Source organism: Leeuwenhoekiella sp. A2 (assembly GCF_047946655.1).
Taxonomy (GTDB): domain Bacteria; phylum Bacteroidota; class Bacteroidia; order Flavobacteriales; family Flavobacteriaceae; genus Leeuwenhoekiella.
Genome location: NZ_CP172311.1, coordinates 3117153 through 3139257, shown reverse-complemented (window position 1 = coordinate 3139257; position 22105 = coordinate 3117153). Strand labels below are relative to the sequence as shown.

The following is a 22105-nucleotide window of genomic DNA, read 5'->3' as shown; positions in this document are numbered from 1 at the left end:
CAATCCACTATTCATGAGAATAACCTCTACCCTTGCATTGATTGCCCTTTTTAGTTTTCAGGTAAATGCGCAGACTGCTGTGCCCTCTTCTACAGATCTTAGAATATACGACATAATTGATGCTGTTTCTGCAGATCATATCGAGGCAGACGTACGTAAACTGGCCAATTTTGGAACCAGAAATACATTTAGTGACACTCTAAGCGATACGCGCGGCATAGGCGCAGCAAGAAGATTTATAAAAACCGACTTTGAGAAAACATCTGCAGGTTGTGGCGGTTGTCTTAATGTTTTTTACCAAAAGGATTTAGTTACTACAGATATGGGCAGTCGCGTGCCACATGACGCATATGTTGTAAATGTGGTAGCTGTACAGCGCGGTACAAAATATCCCAATCGCTACATCATTATGAGTGGTGACATAGATTCTCGTGCCAGTGATGCGGTTGATTTTACGACAGACGCGCCGGGAGCTAACGATAATGCGAGCGGTATGGCTGGTACTATGGAAGCGGCTCGTGTACTTTCTAAATATAAATTTGAGAATAGCATCATCTACGTAGGACTTTCTGGTGAAGAGCAGGGGCTTTTTGGTGGCGCCGGTCTGGCAGCTTACGCGAAAGAAAAAGGCTGGGATATTATAGGTATTCTCAACAATGATATGATAGGAAACATTAGCGGTGTTGACGGTGTTGTAAGCAATCGGGATTTTAGAATTTTCTCTGAACCTACTCCGCCTACAGAAACAGAACAACAACGACGCGGCCGGAGATTTTACGGTGGTGAAGTAGATGGTATTTCGCGGCAGCTTGCTCGTTACATACATAAAAATGTAAAAGAATACATGCCAGAGATGAACCCAATGATGATCTATCGTCTAGATCGTTTTGGTCGAGGTGGGCATCATAGACCATTTAATGACCTCGGCTATGCCGGTGTACGTATTATGGAAGCTCATGAAGATTATACGCATCAACATCAGGACATTCGTACTGAAGATGGTATTGAGTATGGCGATGTGGTAGAACATGTAAATTTTGAATATGCTAAAAAACTTACAGCTGTAAACGCGATCAACCTGGCAAGTCTGGCGTGGGCTCCTCCTACTCCTGCTACTGTAGAAATTGGTGGAATTGTAGAAGCAGATGCAAAACTACAATGGAGCAAAGTAGACGGTGCAGTAGGCTACAAGATATACTGGAGAGATACAACTTCGCCTACCTGGGACAACAGCCGATATGTAGGCGATATTACTCAGTTTACACTTAAGGGCATTGTGATAGATAACTCCTTTTTTGGCGTAGCAGCAGTAGGTGCAAATGGTCATGAAAGTCCAGTAGTATTTCCTAATGGTATCATTAGAAATTGATTTTTGATTTATATTCGCTAATTCTTGGGAATTTCGGTTCCCTAATACCGCTTTTATGAAATTAAAAATCGCCCTCACAGCGCTAATAATCGTTCTATTTTCGCTAAAAATCAGCGCTCAGGAATTTACCCGTCTAGATAGTATAAAAGGTAGTATAACCCCGCAGCGAGAATGGTGGGATCTTAATCACTACGATCTTAACGTTACTATTAATCCTGCTAAAAAATTTATTTCCGGAACAAATACAGTTACCTACACGGTTCTAAAGCCATACCAAACCATTCAGATAGATCTGCAACAACCTATGCAGCTGCTTTCTGCAACACAAAATGGTGAAGAACTCACGTATACTAAAGAAGGAAGTGCTTATTTTATTTCGCTTAAAGCGAAACAGGAAAAAGGCTCAGTACAAAAATTAGATCTCACTTTTAAAGGTACTCCACGAGTAGCTGTAAATCCGCCATGGGACGGTGGCTGGACGTGGCAGGAAGACAGCAAAGGCAATGTTTTTGCGGCCAATTCTAACGAGGGTATAGGTCCATCGATCTGGTGGCCTAACAAAGATCACCCTTATGATGAGGTAGATAGTCTTGATGTGAGAGCTACGGTACCTAAAGGACTTATGGCAGTCTCAAATGGCCGACTGATAGATTCTACCAATCAAGCCAACACCAGCACATTTCACTGGGCTGTAAAAAACCCGATAAATAGTTATGGTGTAAACATAAATATCGGGGATTATGCCCATTTTTCAAATACGTATAAAGGCGAAAAAGGTGAGCTAGATCTTGATTTTTATGTGTTAAAGGAGAATCTTCAAAAAGCAAAAAAACAATTTAAACAGGCAAATAAAATGCTTGAAGCATTTGAATATTGGTTTGGCCCCTACCCTTTTTATGAAGATGGCTACAAACTCGTTGAAGTGCCTTATTTAGGGATGGAGCATCAAAGTTCTGTGACTTATGGTAATCATTATGAAAACGGCTATTTAGGCAGAGATCTTTCTAACACAGGCTGGGGCCTGAAATTTGATTTTATCATTATTCATGAGTCCGGGCACGAGTGGTTTGCTAACAATATTACAGACAGCGATGTGGCAGATATGTGGATTCACGAAGGTTTTACGGCATATTCTGAAAATCTGTTTGTTGATTATTACTACGGAAAAAAAGCCGCTTCTGAATACGTTGAAGGCACACGCCGACTTATAAAAAATGACCGCCCTATCATAGGAAGTTACGACGTTGATTATGAAGGCAGCGGCGATATGTATTACAAAGGGGCTAATATTTTGCACACTTTACGCCAGCTGGTTGATGATGACGAGAAATGGCGCGCAATTTTACGCGGATTGAACTCGACATTCTATCATCAGACAGTTTCCACAAAACAAATTGAAGATTACATCAGCAAAGAATCAGGGATTGATCTTACTGAGTTTTTTGATGAGTATTTGAGAACAACTAAAATACCTGTGCTGGAATATAAAATTAACGGTGACACGTTAAGTTTTCGCTATAGCGAAATAATTGAGGGTTTTGATATGCCGGTGCAGGTAGAAATCAACGGAAAATCGGTCTGGATACACCCAAAATCGGACTGGCAGACCCAAAAATCAGACAAAAAGATCCTGAAATTTGAAGTAGATCCTGATTTCTATATTAAATCCCGCAAGATTTCAAATAGCTCTGTGAACTAGCATAGATAAAAACCTCCTAAAACACATAAAAAATCGGCTGATAATTCAAATTATTAGCCGATTTTTTTATTGTAATTATCTAGTAAATTACGCTTCTATAGCAATATTTTCAATCGCCTTTTCAAGAGCAGTTCCCTGTAAATCTGGTATGCTAACACCTTCTACACGGTAAGTTGTAACGTCTGTCATACCTAAAAAGGCAAGTACTTTGCGCATGTAAGGTTCGGTAAAATCAAACTCCTGCATTGGGCCGGCAGAGTAAACGCCACCTGTAGCAATACACAAATAGACTTTTTTATCTTTTATTAAACCTTCTACTCCAGCTTCAGTATATCTAAAAGAGATTCCTGCACGGGCGATATGATCAATCCATGATTTTAATGTTGAAGGGATAGAAAAGTTATACATAGGTACACCTATGATCACAATATCAGCATCCTTCAGATCACTTACAGCTTTATCTGATGTATCAACAGCCGCCTGCATTTCTTCAGAACGATCATCTGCCTGTACACCAAGTGACGTAAGCAAAGTCTCATCAAGATGTGGGTAAGGAGATTGCGAAAGGTCTATAGTTTTAATGTCAACCTCGCCATAAGTTGATTTAATTTCGTCAAGAACGACAGTAGATAGTTTACTTGAGAAGCTATCTGCACCTCTTGGGCTTGAAATAATATTTAATATCTTTTTCATACTTGGGTAATTTAGATTTAGACTACAAATTTAACTAATTTTGCTTACCAAAGTATAGCAGTTACCTTAAGGTAAGTGAAAATTAAGTTAATATGTCTAAACATAACCATACAGAATGTACTTCTGCGCTTCTCCCCGTGCGAGATGCGCTTGATGTCGTTAGCGGAAAATGGAAATTATTGATCCTGATATCTATAAAATCTGGCAATAATCGCTTTCGCGAAATAGAACGAAGTATCCCCAAGATCACTTCAAAAGTATTAGCAAAAGAATTAAAAGATCTTGAGTGTAACCAATTAATCACGCGCACTGTATATGACAGCAGTCCGGTGCTGGTAGAATATAAAGCTACGGTACATTCAGAATCTCTTGAGCCTGTTATTAATGCATTACGTGATTGGGGAATAGCTCATAGAAAGAAGATAATTGGCACTTGATAAATTCCTGCTATTTTTTGCTAGCTGCTCTTTTTCTCAAAAGATCTTCCGGAAAAGTATAAACAGCAGGATCTGGCCCGTTGCGCTCTCCTTTTTCTAAGGCTTTAATAGCGGCCATTTCATCTTTAGACAATTCAAAATCAAATATCGCGTAGTTCTCTTCTATGCGTTCCGGTGTTGTAGATTTTGGGAAAGTTATCACCCCTAACTGCATGTGCCAGCGCAAAACTATTTGAGCAGCTGTTTTATGATGATCTTTTGCAATACCATTTAGCACTTTATCATCAAGAACTTTTCCTCTTCCCAGCGGACTCCAGGCCTCTGTAAGTATACCATGCTTTTTGTGAAAAGCTCTTAGTTCTTCCTGCTGAAAATAAGGATGCATCTCAATTTGGTTTACAGCCGGAACAACGCTAGTTTCTTCAATAATGCGAGAAATATGCTCTTGAGTAAAGTTAGAAACGCCAATTGATTTTACTCTATCACTTTTTTGAAGTTCTATTAGTGCTTTCCAGGCAGCAACATAACCGTCATTTTTTACAATTGGCCAGTGAATAAGATAAAGATCGATGTGCTTAAGACCTAAAGCGCGGTAACTCTGCTCAAAATGTGCTAATGCATCTTCATAACCATGTTCTTTAGTATCAGGATTAAAATATTTTGTGGTTACATAAATATGTTCCTTCTGGGCTCGTATCGCATCGCCAACTTCTTTCTCATTACCGTAGGACTTCGCTGTATCTATATGCTTATAACCACAGTCAAATGCTTTTTCAACTGCTTTTACTGTATCTTTTTTATCAATTTGGTAAACACCAAAACCTAATTGAGGGATTAAATAACCGTCATTAAGCTTTACAAGGGGGGTTCTTTTATTGAATGTCATTACAGGCTGTTTTATAGGTTAGATTGATACCTATTAAATTACAAAACAGCATTTTAAAGAACCGTAGCTTAACACTAGTTAACAGCAGGGAATAACGTTAAAATTAATAGCTTAATTATTTAGGCCATACCGTTTTAAAAAATTCACAAACTATAACCATGTCTAAAGTTGGGCTTTCGTCAAATTCACTCGTTTCACGAGAATAATAACCCGAATGCACTTGTTTCCAGTAATCTAAAGACTTATCGCCCTCGCCTTCTATTGCGGCGTATTCTTCGTCAATTTCGTTAAAAGTTCCTTTTACAACTCTAGAGGTTTGTAACTATGCTGTTCCCTCTGCAGCCCAGTTAGTTATTATATAAAAATCACCGATTTTTCGCAGGTTTTGTCCATTTTTCTCTAACCACCAGAGTGAAGTAGAAGTTGCCTGTTTAGTACCTTTGGCAACTAATTCTGCACACTCATCGCCATCCGTTTTATGATCTCCAAAATAAATTACTTCCGGAATAGGCGCATCAGCATATTTAGCATTAGTTTTTTACAAAATCATTCCAAAGTTTTTTTCCTGACTCTTCAGTATTCATTTCTATTGATCTTCTGAATCATAAACACTCTCCCAAAAACGATATCTATCATCATGTGTAGCTTTTTCAGCCTTAGACTCAGTATTGATGATCATAACTTCTGGTGATTCGTCGCTTGCATCTAAAGCAGGCCATTGCGGTAAATTCTCACCGTTGGGATCACCGGTTTTAATGAAATTAGCAAAATAATCTTCCATAGTTTGAGAGACTTTACGGTCTTCATTTGTCCACTCCCGGGCTTCTATAAAATCTAGATTTCCCAAAGCATATTCAATTTCAGAAGCGTGTGGTGCACCAATTGGCGGTGATTGAGTTGTGGTATCTGCTTTTAAACCCGGTCTTACTTTACTAAATTTATAGCGGTAGACCGGTGCATCACTGTTCTTACTCGCAAGGTCTGCCCACTTCCAGGTGCTGTAAACGATAAAACCATCAGAAGCCATTTCTGCGGCAGATTGAGTGGTTTCTTCGGCTGTGCTGCGGGCATAAAGTTGTAAAAGATTATCTGAATATTCAGGATATGTTTCTTTTATTCTCGCTTCAAAATTTTCTGGTGTGCTTTCTTTTCCCTGCATAAAAGCACCCGCAGGAATTTCAGCAGAATTCCAGCCCACTAATAGTGGAACTTTAGCCTGCTCTCCTTCTTTAAAAACTTCACTTACAGTTTGTGGGTAGAAATAGCCATCTATAACAGTGGGAAATCCGGGAGTATTAGCCGATTTATAAAGCGAAAATAAAGAGTCGGTCGACAAATTTCGTAATTCGGCTAATGATGATATTCCAGCCTGCTTCGCGAAATTAACGCCCATCTCTTCTGCTTGCGCCAAAGGAACCGGTGAGGCAGTAGGTTTTATAGCAGCTCCGCTTTCACCTATCGCGCCAGCAATTAAATCTCTTGACAAAGGAGAAGCCATCAAGGCACTAACAGAAATCGATCCTGCAGATTCACCTGCAATTGTAATTTTAGAAGGATCACCGCCAAAGGCGTCTATATTATCATGAACCCACTCCAACGCAGCGACCTGATCAAGCAAACCATAGTTTCCCGAAGCATCTTTATTAGATTCTCCTGTTAATTCAGGATGGGCAAAAAAGCCAAAAATATTTAAGCGATAATTTATAGTAACCACCACAATTCCTTTTTCAGCAAGGCTTGCCCCGTCATATCGCAATTCTGAACCATCGCCGGCATTAAAACCACCACCGTGTATGTAAACCAAAACCGGCAGATTCTCAGTTTTCGCTTCAGCAGGAGCCCAAACATTGAGAAAAAGACAATCCTCGCTCATTGCTTTCGATCTATAAAGCAAATCATCCCAAAGTTTGATCTGCACCGGGCGATCACCAAATTCTTTAGTTTCTTTCAAACCTTCCCAATTATCAAGCGGTTGCGGCGCTTTCCATCGCAGTTCACCCACAGGAGGTTTTGCATAAGGAACACCAAAAAACATATTTAAACCGGTATTGCTGTCGTAAGTTCCTTCTACTTCGCCGTTGGCTACGGTTACTTTTGGCTCATTATTTCCTGATTTTTGGTCATTTTCAGGCGATTTACATGCATTTAAGGCCGATATTAAAATGATGCAGCAAGCTATTCGTTTCATAATTGGTTGGTATGGTTGTTAATAGAACAGTCAATTTACTAATAAATCAGTATATAAAATTCCATATCTATAAATGAGGTGTGCTTTTTTGCAGAATTGATGAAGTTTAGCATTCTAGTCAATCTTAAAACTTGCGGTCTTTTAAAGCTGTGATATGACAACGAACTTTTCTATTTTTAGAGCATGAAAAAACTGTACTTCCTCCCTTTGCTCCTGTTAGTTTTTAGCTGTCAGAGACAAGTTCCTAATTTTGATCTGGCGATTCACAATGTCAACATTATTGATATTGAAACTGGTAATATTACAGCCGGGCAATCGGTTTTTATGGTTGATGACACGATTCATTCTATTGTATCAACACGGGATCTGGTTACGAGTCAGGCAAAACAAAATATAGACGGAAGCGACCAATATCTGCTTCCCGGCTTTTGGGACAACCATGTTCACTTTCGCGGAGGCGATTCTCTTATTGCCGCAAATAAAAATTTCCTCAATCTATTTATCGCAAATGGTATTACCACCGTGCGTGAATGCGGTGGCGATATGACGCATCAAATTCACGACTGGCAAAAAGAAATAGCTGCAGGTGATCTTGTGGGACCTACGATTTATACTTCCGGACCTAAAATTGACGGTCCCGGTGCGCGCTGGGCTGGTTCTCTTGAAGTAAGTACAGACGAAGATGTCACAAAAGCGATTGACTCACTGCAGGCGTTAAATGTTGATTTTGTTAAGCTTTACGAAAGCACAATTAGTGGCGATATGTATTTAAAAGCGATCAAAGAAGCCACAGATCGCGGAATGATCACCAGCGGCCATATGCCGTTTACTGTTACGCTTGATGAAACCATTGAAGCCGGAATTGGTGCCAGTGAACATCTTTATTATATTTTAAAAGGATGCTCTTCTAAAGAAAAAGAAATCACAGAAGCTGTTAAAAGTGGTGAGACCTCATTCTGGTCTTCGCTTGCTCAGGTTATGCAAACGTATTCAGATTCGGTGGCGCAAAGTCAGTTTAAAAAACTGGTAGATAATAATGTTTTTGTGGTGCCAACGCTTTACATAGGCAATACGTTGAGCTATCTGGATGAAGCAGATCATACTAGCGATAAATACCTGAAATACATGGATCCCAGAATTGAAAAAACCTACGAAGGCCGCATAAAGAGCGCTTTAAATGCGCCGCCTGCCTTTGTTGCAATGCGCAAAAAACTGGATTCAACTTTTGTTGAACTTGCCGGTAAATTACAGGATAACGGTGTTTCATTGCTTGCCGGTTCAGACTGTGGGGCATTCAATTCCTATATCTATCCCGGTATTTCTTTGCATAAAGAATTAAAGGCTCTCGTTGATGCGGGACTTACACCGCTTGAAGCATTACAAACCTCAGCACTTAACGGAGCTCGATTTCTCGAAAAGGAAAAACCTGCCGTTGCAGTGGGAAAATCGGCCGATTTAGTGCTATTATCGGGAAATCCTTTGAAAGATATTACGCAAACTGAAAATATTGTCTGGGTAATTAAAAATGGAAAAGCTTACGACGACGACGCTTTAAAAGCTATGTTGAAATAGTTACTTCTCGATACAACGTGCTATCGCACGCCACTCGAAGTGACTAGCTTAACTTTCTGTTGTCAGTTCGAGTGATTTAAGCCTTTCAGCGAGAATCGTATCGAGAACTCTGTCAGCTATTGATGAAGCTTCGCGATAAACCTCACTTTATGGGCACTCAAAGTTACTAGCCTGTATGTGGTTGTCAGTTCGAGTGATTTGAGCTTTTTAAGCGAGAATCGTATCGAGAACTATAAGTGATTTTCCTTATAAATACATCATATAAGCCTTAAAGCTTATAACATAACATTATAAGTTTATAAGCTTATAAATATCATTTATAAGCTATTTAGCTTATATTTGGAGTGAATATGGGTAAAAAAGCAGTCATATCAGGCGACATTATCGCGTTTACAAGTCTTGCAGATGCAGGAAAGAACCAACTTGAAGCAGATCTAAAGCAACTTTTTGAAACTTTGCATGTTCACTTTGACACTTTCAGCAGGCTTATAAAAGGTGATTATCTGGAATGCGCAGTTCCACAACCGGAACACTCGCTGCGCATCGCCCTATTAATAAAAACCTTTATAAAATCCCGTGATCTGGCGGCAAAAACAAGCAGGCATAAATACTTTGAAGAATATGGTATTCGCCTGGCCATAGGCTACGGCGAACTCACACGCTACAATCCTGAAAAAGGAATCATTGATGGTGAAGCAATTTACCTGAGCGGTCGTCGTATAAATGAAGAAAGCACGCATAACAAAGAGCGCGTGATTATCAAAAACACCTTACTCTTTATCGCAGAAGATGAAGCACTTAATCAACGTTTTGAAGCCCTTTTTGCACTAATAGATTTTATGCTGATAAAAGCAACACGCCGGCAATGCGAAGTGGCCTACCATAAATTATTGGGAACCAGTGAAGAAGAAATATCTAACGTATTGGGTACCAGTCAGTCTTCGGTTAATCAACATTCTACAGGGATAGGCTGGAATGCCATAGAAAAAGCTATATTGTATTATGAACAAACATTAAAGCAGCTTTAAATGAATTTCCTATCTCTGCTCCTGCTCCAATTTATTGCCCATTTACTGGCAGATTATACCTTTCAGGGTAAAAATATGGCTCATAAAAAAGACCATGAAGGTTTTAAGAGTAAAATGCTAAAGTGGCACATTCTAATTGTTTTTGGCTGCAGCGTTATTTTAGGTTTACAGCCGATTTTCATCCCTTTTGCACTGATTATTACCATCACTCACTGGATAATTGACGGTTTTAAACCGCAACTGCTCAAAAATAAATACACGCACAAATATGCTTTTTTTATAGATCAGGCGCTGCACTTAATTATTCTCACGGCGGTGGTTTATGTGTTTAAACAAAATATAGCATGGCAACCGGTTTTTAACATCTCAATTAATCCCCTTATTCTGGGTATAATCGCAGCATTTTTGTTCTGTACAAAACCGGCAAATATCCTTATACGTGAAATATTCAATGCGTATGAGATATTTTTTGAAGGCGGTGATGAAGATCTGCCTAATGCCGGCAGACTTATAGGCATTATTGAGCGCTGGCTGGTGTTGATATTTATTTTTACCGGGCAATTTTCAGCGGTGGGTTTTCTTATTGGTGCTAAATCTATTTTGCGCTTTAAGGACGCTAATCTCCTAAAAACCGAATACGTGCTGGTGGGTACACTGCTCAGTTTTGGCATAGCAATCCTACTGGCAGTAATTATAACTCGATCTATAACTTTCTTTTAATACAGCTAAACAACCAATCTAATGACCAAATTTTTACTCCCTCTTACTTTTCTTTTTATTTCGCTTTTAGCGAAAGCTCAGGATGTCACTGTCCCGGTAGACACCACAATTGTCACCAAACATACGGCAATAATTAAAGGAGCGACTATTCCTTATACGGCAACGGTAGGTTTTCAACCGGTGTGGGATGAATCTGGTGCTCCTATAGCTTCGCTGTTATATACATATTACAAACGCACCGATATTAAAAATGATGAAACCCGCCCGCTGGTGATTAGTTTTAACGGTGGTCCCGGTTCTGCCAGTGTATGGATGCATATTGCATATACCGGCCCACGTATTTTAAAAATTGACGACGAAGGTTTTCCTGTTCAGCCTTATGGTATAAAAGACAATCCTAATTCTATTCTTGATGTTGCAGATATTGTGTATGTAAATCCGGTAAATACAGGTTACAGCCGCATGCTACCGGGAAAAGATGGAAAAATGCCAGATAAAACCCAGTTTTTTGGTGTGAACGCAGATATTTCTTATCTCGCAGATTGGGTAAATACATTTGTTACTCGCAATAATCGCTGGAGATCACCTAAGTTTTTAATTGGTGAAAGTTATGGTACAACTCGCGTTTCAGGACTTGCACTTGAATTACAAAACAGCAAATGGATGTACTTAAACGGTGTCATCCTTGTATCTCCTACAGAATTAGGTTTTAGTTTTGATGGACCTGTAGAAGTTGCAAATCGCTTGCCTTATTTCGCTGCAGCGGCATGGTATCATAAAGCACTTCCTGCAGAACTTCAAAATAGAGATCTTAGCGAACTATTACCAGAAGTAGAAAAATATGCTGTTGATGAATTGCTACCCGCTCTGGCCAAAGGTGGTTACCTTGATGCTGCAAAAAAGGAAGAGGTCATTGATAAAATGGCGTATTACTCAGGTTTATCTAAAGAAACCATTCGCAGCAATAATCTTGAAGTTCCGTTTGATTATTTCTGGAAAGATCTTTTGCGTAATAAAGATGGTATGACCATAGGTAGACTAGATTCTCGCTACAAAGGCATGGACATTAAAGAAGCGGGTGATGGCCCAGACTATAATAGCGAACTCACATCGTGGCTGAACAGCTTTACGCCTGCTATTAACTATTATATGAGCCAGGAACTTAATTATAAAACAGATCTTGAATATAATATGTTTGGCCCTGTACGCCCTTGGGACAATACGCGCAATAGCGCAGGTGCAGATCTTCGCGAAGCGATGGCTATGAACCCTAATTTGCATACTATGGTGCAGTCTGGTTATTTTGACGGGGCTTGTACTTATTTTAATGCTAAATATGTAATGGGGCAGATAAATGCTAACGGAAAGTTAGGCGACCGTCTTAGCTTTAAAGGTTACAGAAGTGGTCATATGATGTATTTGCGAGCAGAAGATCTTATCAAGGCAAATGACGATATTAGAGATTTTATAAATACGGCAAGCACTAATATTGAGCAGGGAGCGAAATATTAGAAGTTGGGCTCATTTTAAATTGAAATTTTAAAACCCTGAGTTTGCTTTCGCGAAAGCGGAATCTTTCTTAACCTTTTATTTAACCGTTAAGTAAACGATTAGGTGTATTTTTGCATCTCAAAATTTGATATGGATTTATCTAAAGTAAGATTAGTTGTAAGTGATATGGATGGAACCCTTCTTAATTCTAAAGGGCAGGTTAGTGATACATTCATAACGCTGTTTAAAGAATTGAAAGAAGAGAATATACAGTTTATTGCTGCCAGCGGAAGACAGTATTACAGCATAATAGATAAGCTAAAAGAGATACATGCAGATATTATTGTGATCGCAGAAAATGGTGGCTTTGCAAAACGCAACGATGAAGAATTAGTGACCGTTTCCCTGCCTCTCGATAAAACCCGTGAGATGATCAATCTTATGAGACAAGTTGAAGATGCACATATTGTACTTTGCGGTAAGAAACAGGCTTATGTAGACAGTGACAATGAAAAGTTTCTCAATATTTTTAATGAATATTACCACAAATATCAAATTGTAGATGATATTACTAAAATAGATAATGATGAGTTCTTTAAGATAGCGGTCTACAGTTTTGGCGGTTCTGAACAGACCACATACCCTGTTGTAAGTCATCTTGAAAATGAAGTTAAGGTAAAAGTATCTGGCGAGAATTGGCTGGATATCTCAAGTATGAAAGCAGATAAAGGTAATGCGCTAAAACATATTCAGGAAATGCTGGGTATTCACCCAGATGAGACGATGGTCTTTGGCGATTACAACAATGATATAGAAATGCTGGAGCTTGCTCACTTTAGTTATGCTATGGCAAATGCGCACCCTAACGTGACAGAAGCGGCAAACTATATTACAAAAAGCAATAACGACCTTGGGGTAGAGATTGTGCTAAACCAGCTAATTGAGGCAAAACGCCAGACTAAGTCCCAAAAGCAGTAACCACAATTGATCTTGAGCCGCCGTGATCGCGGTGCTCACAAAGATAAATTCCCTGCCAGGTGCCTAAATTTAACCTGCCATTTGTTATAGGGATGGTTACAGATGCACCCATCATTGACGCTTTTATATGCGCAGGCATATCATCTGGCCCTTCAAAAGTATGTATGTAATAGGGTGCGTTTTCGGGTACCATTTTATTTATATGACTTTCAAAATCTACACGAACTGAGGGATCTGCATTTTCGTTTATCGTTAAACTCGCAGAAGTATGCTTAATAAATACCTGAAATTGACCGATTTTTAGCTTATTTAACCCGGTAAATTGATCAAGTATTTCGTTAGTAATTAAATGAAAGCCACGTTTACGCGCAGATAATCTTATTTCCTGTTGAAAAAATTTCATTATTTTAAATTAAGAATAGATTTTACAATTGTACTATCACGTTTTTTAATGAAAATTTAAAAGTAAACTATATAGTTAAGAGTAAATTTGGATATAAAAATTTTCAAATCATGAGTGCTATTATAAAAATACAACAATTGCAAATGCCCTGGGAAACAAGCGATCCTTTCTTGTTTTGTGCTTTTCACAACGATAATTATCCCAAGGGAACAAGCAAACTTACTCCAGACGCATCACTTGCAGGTCGCAATTTAGGCCAGGATTTTATGCAAAAAGATGGTTGGGCTATGTATCATGGCACTCAGGTTCCCGGTTTCCCGGCGCATCCCCACATGGGCTTTGAAACTGTAACAATCGTTCCTGAAGGTCTTGTAGATCACTCTGACTCTTTAGGTGCTGCTGCACGCTTTGGTAAAGGTGATGTACAATGGATCACTGCCGGAAAAGGATTACAGCACAGCGAGATGTTCCCTATGCTCAATCAAGATGAAAGAAATCCCCTACTTTTATTTCAGATATGGTTAAACCTTCCGGGAAAGAACAGAAGTGTAGATCCGTACTTCGGTATGTATTGGAATGAAGATATTCCTGTCGTAAAATCTACAGACGAGAATGGAAAATCGACCAAAATAACCCTAATAGCGGGAAAATATAAGGATAAATCGGCTATAAAACCCGCTCCAGACTCCTGGGCGGCAGACCCGGAGAATGATGTAAATATCTGGTTAATAGATATAGAACCCAACGCCAGTTTTACCTTACCTGCAGGAACTTCAGCATCAAACCGTTCTCTATATTTTTATGAGGGTGAATCCTTAAAAAGTGAAGGTTTTGACATCCCTTCTATGTATAGAATAATTACTGATGCAGGTCAGGATATTGTTATTGAAAATAGTGATAAACCTGCACGTTTGCTACTCTTGCAAGGCAAGCCAATTAATGAACCGGTAGTAAAACATGGTCCATTTGTGGCAAGTAGCAGAGACGAGATAAACGCTGCCTTTAACCGCTATAGACAAGATGAATTTGGAGGGTGGCCATGGCCTAAACATGATCATGTTCATGAAGCAGATAAAGGTAGGTTTGCGAAGTTTCCTGATGGTAAAGTAGAAACACCAGGTTAATACTTTTAACATATTCGGTATTTTTATAAGTTATATGTTGTATTTCAACGGTTTTATAGTATATTTGACCCGATACTAAAACCCAACATTTACTTAACCTACCGTGTATGCAAAGAATCTCTACTCTGATTCTACGTGGAATCTTTTGTTTTTTTGTTTTCCTCACACCTTTATTTAATTCTGAAGTTTTCGCGCAATGTGCCGGCACAGATGCGTCTTTTGAGTTATGTAATAAAGGTGATGATACCATTAATGGCACTATAGACCTTTTTGCCCTTTTGGGCCCCGATGCAGAGACTGGTGGTATCTGGAGGGATGATGACAACTCTAGTGGATTAAACACCACTACAGGTATTCTTAATACTTATTTTGTTAACCGGGGAGGTGTTTTTCGTTACACCTACACCGTTGATGCCAGCAGTTGTGTAGATAATACCTCAACGGTTACTGTGACCTTAGGATCATTTCCCGGCCGAAGCAATAATAATGCAGTGGCTTGTAGTGATGATAACTTTGTTAATCTTTTTCAGTTTACTGGTAGTTCACCAAGCCCTACTCTTGACGGAGCATGGACGAGCAGTACAGCTCCCACAGGTACATTAAGTGGAAGCATTTTTAATGCTGCTGGTGCGGGCGTAGGTATTTATACTTTTATGTATACAGTGCCGGCAATAGATGATTGTCCTTCTTCTTTTTCAACTGTAAAGGTAGAAGTTGTACAAGCACCGGAATCTGGCATAGCAGATCAGCCTATATATTGCGAGACAGACGATCTTTCGGCCTTTACAAATTTTGATCTTCGCACAGCACTTACAGGTGAAGATGATGGTGGTATCTGGACAGAAACAACTACAAATGAAATTTCTGGTTTTACAGATAGTACTGTTAATATTGAAAACCTTAGAGATACATATGGCCCCGGGACTTACTCTTTTACATATACTGTAAATCCTTTAAATCCCGCATGTAACCCAAGCAGCACAACTGTTTCTATACTTATAGAAGACGTAGTTGATTTTACAGGAGCTACATTTGATATAACAACTCCTGGTTCTAACCCTGCTGCTATTTGTGAAGATGATCTGCCATATCAGGCTGTTGGTCAAATTTCGGTAAATCCTCAAAACGTGCCAGACGGTGATTATGAGATCACATATACAACGAGTCCTGTTCCCAATGCAGGTGTAGAAACATTAACGGTTTCTTTCGTTAACGGTAAAGCTAATTTTAACATCAATCCTGACTTCCTAACTGCTACTGGTGAAGTTTCTATAGAAATTACCCAAGTTATAGACCCCAACACGCAGCTTCAATGTCAAGTGCAGATTTCAGGTTTAGAAGATAGGCTTTCTATTACTGCGCTTCCTGATTTGTCTGATAGTGTTGTAACTGTAAGTGATCCTTTATGTTTAGGTGAAGATGCCACACTAACGCTTGCAGACGGTGGTGCAACTCCCGCTATAGAATTAGTTGATGGTGTTTATGATATTGCTTTTACACTAACAGGTCCCGGCATCAATGTTTCAGGTTCAGAAAGTGCAACTGTAACTGGTGGCCTAACGCAATACACTTTAAATACCGCTGTTTTTGGACAAGCCGGTGATTATACGATCACTATTACACAGGTCACAAATAGCAATGGCTGCAGTACACTGACTAATCAAAAAGGATCATTTACAATATCTCCTCTTCCAGATGCGCAATCTCTAAGTCTGAATGTAGACGATACCTGCGAGGGTGATGATCTTTATGTAAATATTCAGGATGGTGAGACAATACCTAATCTTGCTGACGGTAATTATACGTTTATTTATTCTGTTACAGGAGCTATAAATGCTACCGATTTTACCGCAGAAAACGTCGATTTTACGGGTGGAATGGCAGCTTTTATCATCCCATCTAATATTGTTATTGCAGGTTTTTCTACAGTTTCTATAACAGGAATTACTAATACGGCAACTGGTTGTGCTATGGTAGATATTGACGGACTTGAAACTACTTTTAATATTGTAGTAAATCCTGATCTAAGCATCACAAATATTAGCATTCCTTCAGTTTGTGAAAACGAAGATGTTATAGTTACTTTTTCAGACAGTGCGGCAAATATTCCTGATGCAACCTATAGTATGCTTTTTACACTTTCAGGAGCTAATGTATCTGGCAGTATCAATACGACTATTTCATTTGAAGGCGGGTTTGCTTCTTTTACAATTCCGGAAAGTCTTATTCCAAATACAGGAAACACAACTTTTACGATCACTAATCTTAAAAATGTTGGTGTTGGTTGCCTGGCTACAGGTCTTCCTGTAAGTGTTTCATTTGATATTTATAAAAATCCAGATCTAAGTGCAGCGGCCATTACAACCGCAGATATCTGTCTGGGAGAAGATGCTGTGCAAACGATCACGGGTGCAAATGTTGCAGATGGTGATTATACACTTATTTATACCACCATCGGCGCTAACACACTTGCAGATACTGCTATAACGGTAAGTTTTGTTGCGGGAACGGGATCATTTACTATCCCCGCCTCTCAATTTACCGCTAGCGGAAATACACAAATAGATATAACCGAAATTATCGATATAAATACACCTAACAACTGTAATGCGGTAGTTAGCAATTTAGCAGTTGCTTTAAATATCAATCCGCTGCCAGATGTTTCTAATCTTAATCTGGTAGTTCCTGAACAAACATGTCTGGGCGAAGATCTTGCTATAATTATTATAGATGATTCTGGAAACCTTACTGATGGTGATTATGAAGTTGCTTATGAATTAGATGATAGTAACATAGCATCGCAAACAGTTCTTGTCACAGTAGAAAGCGGTAATGCAGGTTTTACAATACCTTCTACTCTTCTTACTAATCCCGGGTTTACAGATGTAAAAGTGTTGAGTTTTACTAATACTGCTACAGGTTGTACTTCAATTATTACAGACTTAAGCAAAACCACTACAATAGTTTCACCTCCTAATCTTACTGATGCCTCAATAACGATTAATGATGAATGTTTTAATGAAACAGTTACCGCTTCATTAAATGCACCAGATCTGGCAGATGGAAGCTATAATATTGTTTATACACTTAACGGAGCTAATACCGGCAGTTACATAGCAGGAACCGTTTCATCTTCCGGAGGTGTGGCAGAGATAATTCTTGACGCTGAAGCTTTAGTTAATACGGGAACAACAGATATTGTTATTACCACTATCACAAACGAAACAACAAGTTGCTTTACAGACGGACTTACGATTTCGGGATCTTTCGTGATAAACGAACTTCCAACATTAAGTGATGAAAATCTCGAAGTCGCATCAACATGTAAAGGAGACGATTCAACTCTATTTATTAGCGCAGCTAACCTTGCAGATGGAGATTATACAATCGATTATACAATAAGTGGTGTCAACACCGCTCAAAACACCACAACTGTAACAGTTACCGGCGGTGAAGCTAATATTGATCTTGACGAAAACCAACTTGCGACTGTTGGTACTTCTACCTTGACAATTACAAGCATAACAAGTTTAACTACATCTTGCAGCAATGTGCTTGCTGCGGCTGTAGATTTTGAAATATTCCCAATACCTGAGCTTGATTCAAGCGAACTAAGTGTTCTTGAAGCCTGTTTTGAAGAAAACGCTTTGGTTACAATTACCGGTGCTTCAGGGTTGGCAGATGGTGATTACACAATTTTATATTCAATTTCAGGAGTAAATATATCTGCAGATAATGAGGTTATAATCACAGTTACAAATGGTGAATCGACTTTTGAAATAGCATCAAATTTATTGACAGAAATCGGTCAAAACACACTAATAATCACCCAAATTGATAGTGAAAACGCCTGCTCATCAGGTATTATTGCTGCCACCGCAGATTTTGAGATTCTTCCTCTTCCAGATGCACAGGGACTGGTAATGCAAAGCACAGATATTTGTCTTTTCGAAAATGAACTAATAACATTTTCTGGAGCTATTGCTCTCAACGACGCTCAATATGTTGTCACTTACCAGTTAGAAGGAGCCAATACCAGCGCACCAATTACAGAAAATATAATTTTCACCAATGGAGAAGCTGTGATTACACTTGACGCTACCCTCCTACTAAACGCCGGTGAGACTTCTTTAAACATTCTAGACATTCAGAATTTTGTCACGCTATGTAGTGCTATTAATTTAGACACTGCACCGGTTTTATTTACCGTGCAAAATCCTGATCCACCAGCGCTGGCTTCAGGCGGAGATATATTCTGTATTAATGACGAACCACGACTTATAGATCTGGCTAGAAATGTAACCCCGGCTTCTGGAATTACATGGTACGCATCTGAAACGGGAAATGATATTTTAAGTACAGATATTTTACTACAGCATCAAACTACCTATTATGCGTCATTCACAAGCACAGAAACAGGTTGTGAAAGTTCTGTAAGACTGGCCGTAACAGTTGATCTAACAGGCTGCGATAATGTATTTGTTCCGGAAGGTTTTTCTCCTAATAATGATGGTATAAACGACACTTTTGAGGTACAAAACATCGATTTTATCTATCCTAAATATCAAATTGAGATTTTCAACAGAGACGGTATTACTGTGTTTAAAGGAAATGCTGCTAACCCGTCGTGGGATGGAAATTCAAATCAAAACAGGTTTGGAGGGAAAATTCTTCCTAACGGAGTTTACTTCTACATCATCAACTACAATGATGGCAAAACCGAACGCAAACAAGGCAAATTATACCTGAACAGATAAAAGGACGATAAGATGAAATCAGCATTATATACAAAAGTAACCTTTGCCGCGATTGTCCTTTTCAGCGTAAGCTTATTTGGACAGCAAGATCCCGAATACACACAGTACATGTACAACATGAGCGTGATCAACCCTGCATATTCTACAGATGACGCGGGTATTATGAACATGGGTGCAATGTACAGATCACAATGGGCAGGAATTGACGGCGCACCAGAAACCGCGATGTTCTTTGCACATACACCCGTTAATGACCAGGTAGAGCTAGGTCTCGATATTGTGCATGACGAGATAGGTGACGTTGTGCAAGAGACTAACTTGTTTGCAGATTTTGCATACAAGCTTAATATTACAGAAGGTTCTAAATTGGCTCTAGGTCTCAAAGCAGGAGCGACATTTTTTAATACAGACTTCAGCGGTCTGCAGCTTTCTAGCGGAAACTCGAGTACAGATCCCGCTTTCGCGGAAAATATTAACCGTACGTATGCTAATATTGGGATAGGCGCTTATTATTATACAGATCGTTATTACATAGGTCTCTCTGCTCCCAACCTGCTTTCTGGTAAACACATTGAAGATCGTGAAGGCATACAGGGTTTTGGCCGTGAAGCGGTGCATTATTTTCTTACCGGTGGTTATGTTTTTGATGTTAACCCTGATGTAAAAATTAAGCCATCATTAATGACACGTGCAGTTGTAGGAGCTCCTATGACTGTAGATCTTAATGCAAATGTATTGTTGTACAATAAACTGGAAGCCGGTTTAGGATATCGCTTTGGCGATGCCGTTTCAGCAATGGCAAACTTTGAGATACAACCGGGATTGAGAGTGGGTTATGCTTATGACTACACGGTCTCTAATCTGGGTAAATACAGCAACGGCAGCCATGAGGTTATGGTTCTTTTTGACCTGGGATTATTTATGCCCAGCTATATGAAATCACCTCGCTTCTTTTAAATACGACATTCTACATGAGAACTACATATATATCATTTCTGTTTTTAGCGTTCATACAAATAAGTTATGGGCAAAGTGACAACCTAAAGCAAGCACGGCGCGCTTTCGCATCACAAGATTATACGCAGGCTATAATATCATACGAACTGGAAGAAGAAAAATCGCTAGTTTCACTTAAAAACCTGGCAGATAGTTATTACTATTTGGGCGAAAGTGACAAAGCTGTTGCTGCGTACAAGCAGGTCTTTGATCAATATCAATCTATTGCTGATGAATATCTAATACGTTACATAGACGCTGCTAAGCAATCAAAAGACTACGCTCTTGCCAATGACCTCGCAACAAATTATTTAGGCTACGCGACAAATATTCCTCATGATCTGGTAGACGGAAGAAAGCTGGAGAATTTTGAATTAACCATGGTAAAAGGTGCCTCCGGAAAATCTGCTTTTGGACCGATTTTATACCAAAATAAGCTGATTTTTGCTTCAGATAACAACGCTGCCAGACCAATTTATGACAGAACAAAAGAGCCTTATCTTGACCTTTACATTGCAGATATAAGTAATAATAAGCTTTCTAATGCAGAACTTTTTGCTGAAGATATAGATACAGATTTGCATGAGAGTAATATGTCTTTCACCCCAGATGGTAAGCATGTTTATTTTACCCGTAACAATTCAAAATATCGACGAATAGGTAATAAACGTATTGGCGTTTTACAGATCTTTAAAGCAGACCTTGTAGGTGATAAATGGACCAATATTACTCCTGTTCCTTTTAATACTAACAGATATTCTGTTACGCATCCCAGTGTAAGCAAAGATGGATTAAGACTGTATTTCTCAAGTGATAAACCAGGCGGTTTTGGCTCTTATGATATTTATGTTACTAATATTTTAGCAGATGGCACGTATAGCAAACCTGTTAATTTAGGCCCTGCGATAAATACAGAAGCTGGTGAGTATTTTCCTTACGTAGCAGATAATAACGATCTTTATTTCACCTCAAAAAGAATAACAGGTCTTGGCGGCCTTGATCTTTACAAAAGTGTAAACAACAGCGGTTCGTTTAGCCAGGCAGAAAATTTGGTAAGTTTAAACAGCAATAAAGATGATTTCTCAATGATCATAGATACAGAAGGAGAATCAGGTTATATCTCTTCTAATCGTGACGGAAATGACAGGATCTATCACTTTATAGAGATAGAAGATTAAGAAATCCTACAGCTATTTAAATATTATATCTAATAAGCTTCAGGATTGTATTGAGGTCACATAACTTCAATAGCATTAGGAAATGCTGAAATAAATTCTGCAGGACGAAAAGTGGTATTGTTAAGAATGAATTGATAAATCAAGAAGCAGGGTATTTTCAAGAGTATAAACCCTCGGAAGATTCTTTTTTACACGAGGCAAACTCTAAGGGATTAAACTCTTTCGAAGTATAAAAATAAAAAGCCCGATGTGAAATCACATCGGGCTTTTTATTTTAGGTTCTTAAACCTTTACTTCTTTTCTACTACTGCAGGAGCGTTTAATTTTTTGCTCATTTCCATAGAAAGCGCAGAACGCTCAAACTTTAATTTTCCTGCACCAGATTCTATAATACAAGTACCGTCTTCATTAAGGTCAAGAATTTTGCCGTGTAAACCGCTTTTTGTAATAACACGGTCACCTCTCTTCAGGTCTTTTGCAAATTGCTTTTCCTGCTTCTGGCGTTTCATTTGTGGTCTTATCATAAAAAGATAAACAACCACGACCATTAAAAGTAACGGTAAGAAATTTTGTAATTGATCCATTT

At 38.9% G+C, this 22105-nt stretch carries 17 protein-coding genes and 1 pseudogene; 12 read left to right on the top strand and 6 right to left on the bottom strand.

Annotation, left to right across the window (positions count from 1 at the left end):
- Positions 1-13: 13 nt before the first annotated feature.
- Both ACH3PA_RS13810 and ACH3PA_RS13805 read left to right on the top strand, forming a co-directional pair.
- Positions 14-973: pseudogene (locus ACH3PA_RS13810) on the top strand (M28 family peptidase); the annotation flags it as partial.
- Between the two features lie 451 nt (positions 974-1424).
- Complete coding sequence (locus ACH3PA_RS13805) at positions 1425-3068, top strand: M1 family metallopeptidase (protein WP_416443187.1); 1644 nt, start codon at positions 1425-1427, stop codon at positions 3066-3068.
- A gap of 87 nt (positions 3069-3155) precedes the next feature.
- On the opposite strand, the gene ACH3PA_RS13800 is transcribed toward ACH3PA_RS13805, so the two are convergent.
- Positions 3156-3761 (bottom strand): FMN-dependent NADH-azoreductase, encoded by a 606-nt coding sequence (locus tag ACH3PA_RS13800; protein ID WP_416443189.1) that lies wholly within the window; start codon positions 3759-3761, stop codon positions 3156-3158.
- A 92-nt stretch (positions 3762-3853) separates the two neighbouring features.
- Here ACH3PA_RS13800 and ACH3PA_RS13795 point away from each other — a divergent pair, with 92 nt between their 5' ends.
- A complete protein-coding gene (locus ACH3PA_RS13795; RefSeq protein ID WP_416443191.1) occupies positions 3854-4198 on the top strand; it encodes a winged helix-turn-helix transcriptional regulator in 345 nt (114 codons plus the stop codon).
- A 10-nt stretch (positions 4199-4208) separates the two neighbouring features.
- Here ACH3PA_RS13795 and ACH3PA_RS13790 read toward each other — a convergent pair whose 3' ends face one another.
- The 3 genes from ACH3PA_RS13790 to ACH3PA_RS13780 all read right to left on the bottom strand — a co-directional run bounded on the left by ACH3PA_RS13790 (position 4209) and on the right by ACH3PA_RS13780 (position 7272).
- Positions 4209-5084 (bottom strand): aldo/keto reductase, encoded by an 876-nt coding sequence (locus ACH3PA_RS13790; protein WP_416443193.1) that lies wholly within the window; start codon positions 5082-5084, stop codon positions 4209-4211.
- 115 nt (positions 5085-5199) lie between these two features.
- Positions 5200-5346 (bottom strand): hypothetical protein, encoded by a 147-nt coding sequence (locus tag ACH3PA_RS13785; RefSeq protein WP_416448553.1) that lies wholly within the window; start codon positions 5344-5346, stop codon positions 5200-5202.
- Between the two features lie 324 nt (positions 5347-5670).
- On the bottom strand, positions 5671-7272 hold the full coding sequence (locus ACH3PA_RS13780) for a carboxylesterase/lipase family protein (protein WP_416443195.1): 1602 nt from the start codon (positions 7270-7272) through the stop codon (positions 5671-5673).
- Positions 7273-7455: 183 nt separating this feature from the next.
- Here ACH3PA_RS13780 and ACH3PA_RS13775 point away from each other — a divergent pair, with 183 nt between their 5' ends.
- The 5 genes from ACH3PA_RS13775 (at position 7456) to ACH3PA_RS13755 (ending at position 13061) form a co-directional block, all read left to right on the top strand.
- Positions 7456-8844, top strand: a complete 1389-nt coding sequence (locus tag ACH3PA_RS13775) for an amidohydrolase family protein (protein ID WP_416443197.1) — start codon at positions 7456-7458, stop codon at positions 8842-8844.
- A gap of 350 nt (positions 8845-9194) precedes the next feature.
- Positions 9195-9872, top strand: a complete 678-nt coding sequence (locus ACH3PA_RS13770; RefSeq protein WP_416443199.1) for a fumarate hydratase — start codon at positions 9195-9197, stop codon at positions 9870-9872.
- On the top strand, positions 9873-10592 hold the full coding sequence (locus ACH3PA_RS13765) for a DUF3307 domain-containing protein (RefSeq protein WP_416443201.1): 720 nt from the start codon (positions 9873-9875) through the stop codon (positions 10590-10592).
- 21 nt (positions 10593-10613) lie between these two features.
- Positions 10614-12104 carry a S10 family peptidase gene (locus ACH3PA_RS13760; RefSeq protein ID WP_416443203.1) on the top strand — a complete coding sequence of 497 codons (1491 nt, stop codon included), beginning with the start codon at positions 10614-10616 and terminating at the stop codon, positions 12102-12104.
- A gap of 129 nt (positions 12105-12233) precedes the next feature.
- Positions 12234-13061 carry an HAD family hydrolase gene (locus ACH3PA_RS13755; protein WP_416443205.1) on the top strand — a complete coding sequence of 276 codons (828 nt, stop codon included), beginning with the start codon at positions 12234-12236 and terminating at the stop codon, positions 13059-13061.
- Here ACH3PA_RS13755 and ACH3PA_RS13750 read toward each other — a convergent pair.
- On the bottom strand, positions 13042-13464 hold the full coding sequence (locus tag ACH3PA_RS13750; RefSeq protein WP_416443207.1) for a secondary thiamine-phosphate synthase enzyme YjbQ: 423 nt from the start codon (positions 13462-13464) through the stop codon (positions 13042-13044). The genes ACH3PA_RS13755 and ACH3PA_RS13750 overlap by 20 nt on opposite strands.
- A 110-nt stretch (positions 13465-13574) precedes the next feature.
- On the opposite strand from ACH3PA_RS13750, the gene ACH3PA_RS13745 reads away from it, so the two are divergent.
- The 4 genes from ACH3PA_RS13745 (at position 13575) to ACH3PA_RS13730 (ending at position 21519) form a co-directional block, all read left to right on the top strand.
- A complete protein-coding gene (locus tag ACH3PA_RS13745) occupies positions 13575-14588 on the top strand; it encodes a pirin family protein (RefSeq protein WP_416443209.1) in 1014 nt (337 codons plus the stop codon).
- 107 nt (positions 14589-14695) lie between these two features.
- Positions 14696-19345 (top strand): gliding motility-associated C-terminal domain-containing protein, encoded by a 4650-nt coding sequence (locus ACH3PA_RS13740; RefSeq protein WP_416443211.1) that lies wholly within the window; start codon positions 14696-14698, stop codon positions 19343-19345.
- Between the two features lie 12 nt (positions 19346-19357).
- Complete coding sequence (locus ACH3PA_RS13735; protein WP_416443213.1) at positions 19358-20302, top strand: type IX secretion system membrane protein PorP/SprF; 945 nt, start codon at positions 19358-19360, stop codon at positions 20300-20302.
- A 14-nt stretch (positions 20303-20316) separates the two neighbouring features.
- Positions 20317-21519, top strand: a complete 1203-nt coding sequence (locus tag ACH3PA_RS13730; RefSeq protein ID WP_416443215.1) for a hypothetical protein — start codon at positions 20317-20319, stop codon at positions 21517-21519.
- 290 nt (positions 21520-21809) lie between these two features.
- On the opposite strand, the gene yajC is transcribed toward ACH3PA_RS13730, so the two are convergent.
- Positions 21810-22103 carry a preprotein translocase subunit YajC gene (yajC, locus tag ACH3PA_RS13725; RefSeq protein ID WP_416443217.1) on the bottom strand — a complete coding sequence of 98 codons (294 nt, stop codon included), beginning with the start codon at positions 22101-22103 and terminating at the stop codon, positions 21810-21812.
- Between the last annotated feature and the right edge of the window lie 2 nt (positions 22104-22105).